Source organism: Mesorhizobium sp., from assembly GCF_005063415.1.
Classification (GTDB): Bacteria; Pseudomonadota; Alphaproteobacteria; order Rhizobiales; family Rhizobiaceae; genus Mesorhizobium.
This window is the reverse complement of the sequence record NZ_SUEG01000020.1, coordinates 34,823-39,974: the sequence shown is the minus strand read 5'-3', so window position 1 is coordinate 39,974 and position 5,152 is coordinate 34,823. Positions and strand designations below refer to the sequence as shown.

The following is a 5,152-nucleotide window of genomic DNA, read 5'->3' as shown; positions in this document are numbered from 1 at the left end:
CGTTGAGCAGCCGGCAGAGCGAAACCGCTTCACGACGGCTCAGGCCGATCAGCGCGATTTCCGAAAATTGCGCCGGCAGATCGTGAACGATGTCCCACACCATCCAACGGCCGTTCGGCTCCATGACACATTCGTAGCGCAATAATTGTTCCTGCATCCGTCCCCCGGCTTTGCTCACCGGACTGGTACAGTGTCGAGGTAAATGAGTTGTTGCGCCGCGAGAGTATTCCGCGGCTGTCAAAACCAGGCGTTGAATCCCGCAGCCGTGACGCGACGAGCAGCGGCCGGCGCTGGGCCGACGGTGCCGATACTCTCGACAAGGCGGCAGGGCAGGGACGCTTCTGGCGTGATCGGCGGCCGCCGCCAGAATTGGATCAGGCGTTGCGGCTGGCCATATGCGCGTCGAGCTTCCTCCTCGAGGGGCCGTAACGCTTGATGATGGTCGCGGCCTCGCTTTGCGGTATGCCGTATTTGCGGGCAAAGGCAGCGACCTCGTAAGGCTCTTCGCCTGAGACCAGTTTGCGATCCTGCTTGGTCTTGGATTTGTCGTCGGCCATGGCGTCCTCCATCACATCTGGTCGTTATAGGGCTCCTTGGTCCGGCCGACCATCCTGGCCAGTTCGGCAAAGGATGGAACGCCGGTTTCGCCCTGGGTATTGTTGGCCGCCTGCAGCAACCTGAGCGGAAAGCAGACGGCGTCGCGGTTGGACGGCGACATGTCTTCATAGAGACGCTCGTCGCTGGTCATCGCCGCCTCGGCCCGGCGCAACGCGATGTCGACCTCGTCGACCGACAGCAGGCCCTTGTGGACCAGCGCATTGTTGACGGCCGCGATCGCCATCATCAGTCCTTCGAGCTGGAGATTGGCGACGTTCATCGTCTTGCGTCCTTGCCGGGCTTCTTGACCGTGGCTTTGCCGTCTGGCCGGATCGCTGCGCGCGGCGGGTTCTGGCCCTCCGAATGCCGGGTCTTGTCGTCGAAATCGTCAGCCGGCCTGGTCAATCCCATGCCGCCGGGAGGTGGCTTGTTGCCGGCCGCATCCTGCGAGAATTCGTCGGCCGCGTCGGGGCTCGTCTTTGCCGGATATTTCCTCGCTCCGGTCTCGTAGCGGTTCGGGTCGTCGGCCATGTCCTGTGCTCCGGTTGCAATGAGCAGATAACTTTCATGCGGCGGCAGCGGTTCCGTGGCGAAAAACGACGTTGCCGGTGCGCAAGCCTTCGCAATCTGTCGGGTTTCGTGCATTCTTGTGCATGCCAACGATGCTTCGCTCCGACGCGCCGGCAAAATGCTGCTCCTACTGCGGTGGGCGCGACCACGACTACGAGGATTGCCCGAAGCGCAAAAGTGATGCCGAACGGCAGAAGGAGACGCCAGGCAACGCGTACCAACCCGTTGCTGCGGCTGGAGGGGAAATCCGCTAGCCAGCCTGAACCACCCCGCCGGTCGGTCGGCCGGCGCGAAGGTCCTTCCATGTCCAGAGGATTGCAATGCCCCTACTATTGTGGGCAAAAGCAGCACGGGCAATCAGGTGGGGTGGGGCAATGACCGAAACGCAAGGCAATTCAAGTCGTCCGCAGGGCAAGCCGGGGATGGCATCGGGGTCGATCGGTTCCGGCCTGATCGCACTCGTCATCGTGGCGCTCGGCGTCTTTGCGCTGTTTGGATCCTGGTACACGATCGACCAGGGCGACCGCGGCGTGCTCTTGACCAACGGGGCGCTGAGTTCGGTCGTCGATCCCGGACTGCATTTCAAGCTGCCATGGCTACAGCGCGTCGAGAAGATCAGCCTGCGCCAGCAGGTGCTCAAATGGGGCTGCGAGAACCAGAACGATTGCAGCGGCCTGCCGGCCATGCAGGCCTATTCGCGCGACCAGCAGCCGGCCGACATGCGCGTCACCGTCAACTTCCACGTGCCGGCCGCCGAGGTCAGCAACGTCTACACCAATTACGGGTCGATCGAGGCACTGGCCGACCGTGTCATTGCCAGGAAAGCACCGCAGGAGATCAAGACGGTGTTCGGCCAGTACGACGCGGTGTCGGTGATCCAGAACCGGGCGAAGTTCAACAAGGACGTCGCCGAGGCCATCGCGGCGGTAACCGACGGCCCGGTGATGATCGACAGCGTGCAGGTCGAGAACATCGACTTCTCCGACGCCTACGAGCAGGCGGTCGAAGCCAGGATGACGGCGCAGGTCGAGGTGCAGAAGCAGGAACAGAACCTGCAGCAGGAAAAGATCAAGGCCGACATCGCCGTCACCCAGGCCAAGGGCCGCGCCGACAGCATCAAGGCCGAAGCCGAGGCCAGCGCCTACAAGACCAGGGTCGAAGGCGAGGCGACCGCGGAAGCCATCAAGGCCCGCGCCGCGGCACTTGCCAACAATCCGCTGCTGGTCGAACTGACCAAAGCCGAGAAGTGGGACGGAGAGTTGCCGAAGTCGATGATCCCGGGCTCGACAGTGCCGTTCCTCGAACTCAGCACGCCCGCCGCAGCATCGAACTGAGGCGCGGCACCGCGGGCGCAAACCAGATCAGGACCGCCGCGCGGTAGCCGTCCGCGGTGCGGTCAGGGCTGACGCACGGCGCCTCGGGCGATTGCTTGCGTTTGCCTGAGAAAAGCTGCCAGCAGTTCCATTCCCGCCGGCCAGTCGCCGAGACCGCTGTCGCCATTGATGTGGCCAAGCGGTCCGGCGATATGGAGATCGCTGCCCCAGCGCTCGGATTTCGCCCCGACATAGTCCAGCGAGCCGTAGGGATCGTTGGTGCTGGCGACAATCAGCGACGGAAAGCGAAGCCGTTGTTGCGGCGCGTCGGCGAAGGCCCGGGCGGAGGAGGGGAAGGCCGGCGACGCCGGGTCCGGAACCGCGACCAGCAACGCGCCGCTGATCTCGCGGGTGGAGATCCGCTGCCAGTGTACGACCAGCAGACAGCCGAGGCTATGGCCGACGAGCACGGGTGGTGTCTTTGCCAGGCCTACAGCGACGTCCAGCGCAGCCATCCAGTCGTCGAAGTCCGGCGCGTCCCAACTCGCCGGATTGAACCGCTGCATCGCCGGATCCGCCTGCTGCCAATGTGTCTGCCAGTGGGCTTTGCCCGATCCGCCGATGCCCGGCACAATGATGAATTCGGTCATGCGAAGCCCTTCTCTCCTGATGCAGCGCGTGCAATTCTAGGTCTTCTCCCAGGTGGCGGAATGAGAGATCATCGGAAAGCAGCGAAGAAATCCGATGGATTAAAGGCGATCATGCGGAACGGCGATTATCGGCCAAGGTACGATCCCACCGATCTGGCGATCATCGAGATCATGCAGGAGGATGGCCGTATCGGCATCTCCGAGCTTGGCCGCCGCGTCGGGCTGTCGCAGCCCGCCACCTCGGAACGGGTAAAGCGGCTGGAGGAGCGCGGCGTCATCACCGGCTACAAGGCGGTGATCAATTCGGCAGCGCTCGGGCTCGGCACCATGGCGGTCATCCGCCTGCGCACCACGCATGAGCATATCCAGGCCTGCCTGAAGAAGTTCGCCCAGTTGCCCGAGGTGGTCGAGGTGCTGCGGGTGACGGGGGAGGATTGTTTTCTGGTCAAGGTCGTGGTCCCGTCACCGCCCGATCTTGAAAGCATCGTCGACAGCATCGGCCACTACGGCACGGTGACGACAAATGTGGTTCTGCGCGCCGAGCAACCGAAGCGGCTGGGACGCGAATTGATGACCAGGGCCTGACCGGTCTATCGCTTGGTCTGCGTATGCCCGACGGCATTGGCGAACGAGATGCCGCCCTTGATCTCGCGCATCGCCATCGAGGTGATCGTGCGCCGCACGCCGGGCAACCGGCTGAGCTCCTCGCGCAGCATCCTGTCGAGCGCCATCATGTCCACGGTGACGATCTGCAGGAGATAGTCGGCCTCGCCTGTCGTGGCGTGGCAGCGGCGGATCAGCGGATGCTGTTTGACCGCCGCCTCGAAAGCGTCGGACAGCTCGAAATCGATCGACACCTGGATGAAGGCTTCGATGCCGAAGCCGAGCTTGGCCGGGTCGATCCGGGTCGAGTAGCCGCGGATGACGCCGGCGTCCTCAAGCGCCTTGACCCGCTTCCAGCACGGCGTCTTGCTCAAGCCGACCTCATCGGCGAGCGCGGCAAAGGAGATGCGGGCATCGCGTTCGAGCGCCGCGACGATCTTCCGGTCGACCGCGTCCAGCATCATTCGTTCTTCCAATCTGCTTCGGAGACAATTTTCGTCCTTCGTTTCCTGCCAATCGAATAACAGAAAGGGACAATGTTCGGCAAGAAAGCGATTAGACTCGGGGGACCGGGATCCAACAAGCGCCTGCGGCCCGACGGCCGGGGCAAGGAGCATGGCCATGGACAAGCAGGACTATTATGCCCGCATCGAAACGCCCGAGATGCGCGACTATGGCGTCTACCTCAAATGCGACAGGCTGCTCGCCTGCCAGAAGCCACTGGCCGAGATGGTGAATGCCGACGAGCTGCAGTTCCAGATCGTGCATCAGGTCGAGGAGCTGTGGATGAAGCTCATCGCCTACACGCTGGTCGATGTCGTCGATTTCCTGGAAAAGCAGGACACGCATCGGGTCGTCACGCTGATGGGGCGCGTGCACCGGCTGATGCGGCTGATGACGGCGCAGCTCGACCTGCTCGAAACCATGTCGCCCAAGGAATACCAGCAGATCCGGCTGCAGCTCGGCAATGGCAGCGGCCAGGAATCACCGGGCTTCAAGCAGCTGCTGCGCCTGCCGCCCGATCTGTGGCGGGCCTTCAAGGCGTCATATCTCGAGCGCCGCGGCCTCTCAATCGAAGATGTCTACGATACCGGCTACGATCACGGCGACAGCTATGTCGTCGCCGAAGCACTGATCGAGTTCGACGAGCTGTTCCAGAAATTCCGCGCCAACCACCTCTATCTCATCCACCGCACGATCGGGCTCGGCGCGAAATCGCTGAAGGGCCGGCCGGTCGAATTGCTGGAGGCCGGCGCCCACCACCGATTTTTCCCGGAACTCTGGGACATACGCTGGGCGATGACCGACCGCTGGGGCAGCCAGTATGGAACGGTACGGGAGCCGATCAGCCAGCCGGGAGCAAAGGTGGGTTAGTTCCAGACTTGGGTTCCTCGCCCCGCGCGAGGCGGGGGGCGAGGA

The 5,152-nt window shown here is 63.3% G+C and carries 8 protein-coding genes; 3 read left to right on the top strand and 5 right to left on the bottom strand.

From position 1 onward, the window contains the following. Window positions 1–374: 374 nt before the first annotated feature. Genes E5W70_RS08300 through E5W70_RS08290 form a run of 3 tightly spaced genes read right to left on the bottom strand, consistent with a single transcriptional unit; the run spans window position 375 to window position 1,128 of the window. Window positions 375–557, bottom strand: a complete 183-nt coding sequence (locus tag E5W70_RS08300) for a DUF3606 domain-containing protein (protein ID WP_023675702.1) — start codon at window positions 555–557, stop codon at window positions 375–377. A gap of 11 nt (window positions 558–568) precedes the next feature. Next, the gene (locus E5W70_RS08295; protein WP_292656357.1) at window positions 569–877 is read right to left on the bottom strand and encodes a hypothetical protein; all 309 of its coding nucleotides are present in this window, start codon (window positions 875–877) and stop codon (window positions 569–571) included. Further along, window positions 874–1,128: a hypothetical protein gene (locus E5W70_RS08290; protein WP_292656355.1), complete on the bottom strand. Its 255-nt coding sequence runs from the start codon at window positions 1,126–1,128 to the stop codon at window positions 874–876. The genes E5W70_RS08295 and E5W70_RS08290 overlap by 4 nt, the downstream gene beginning before the upstream one ends. Before the next feature lie 413 nt (window positions 1,129–1,541). Between E5W70_RS08290 and E5W70_RS08285 the strand changes: the two genes are divergently transcribed. Further along, window positions 1,542–2,501 carry an SPFH domain-containing protein gene (locus E5W70_RS08285; RefSeq protein WP_292656352.1) on the top strand — a complete coding sequence of 320 codons (960 nt, stop codon included), beginning with the start codon at window positions 1,542–1,544 and terminating at the stop codon, window positions 2,499–2,501. A gap of 62 nt (window positions 2,502–2,563) precedes the next feature. Here the strand turns inward: E5W70_RS08285 and E5W70_RS08280 are convergent, their stop codons facing one another. Next, window positions 2,564–3,130, bottom strand: a complete 567-nt coding sequence (locus E5W70_RS08280) for an alpha/beta hydrolase (RefSeq protein WP_292656349.1) — start codon at window positions 3,128–3,130, stop codon at window positions 2,564–2,566. A 111-nt stretch (window positions 3,131–3,241) separates the two neighbouring features. Here E5W70_RS08280 and E5W70_RS08275 point away from each other — a divergent pair, with 111 nt between their 5' ends. Then, window positions 3,242–3,715, top strand: coding sequence for an Lrp/AsnC family transcriptional regulator (locus E5W70_RS08275; protein ID WP_292656347.1), 474 nt, complete (start codon window positions 3,242–3,244; stop codon window positions 3,713–3,715). Between the two features lie 5 nt (window positions 3,716–3,720). Here the strand turns inward: E5W70_RS08275 and E5W70_RS08270 are convergent, their stop codons facing one another. Continuing rightward, window positions 3,721–4,197 (bottom strand): Lrp/AsnC family transcriptional regulator, encoded by a 477-nt coding sequence (locus E5W70_RS08270; RefSeq protein WP_292656345.1) that lies wholly within the window; start codon window positions 4,195–4,197, stop codon window positions 3,721–3,723. Between the two features lie 157 nt (window positions 4,198–4,354). On the opposite strand from E5W70_RS08270, the gene E5W70_RS08265 reads away from it, so the two are divergent. Continuing rightward, window positions 4,355–5,107: a tryptophan 2,3-dioxygenase family protein gene (locus tag E5W70_RS08265; protein WP_292656343.1), complete on the top strand. Its 753-nt coding sequence runs from the start codon at window positions 4,355–4,357 to the stop codon at window positions 5,105–5,107. Window positions 5,108–5,152: the final 45 nt, after the last annotated feature.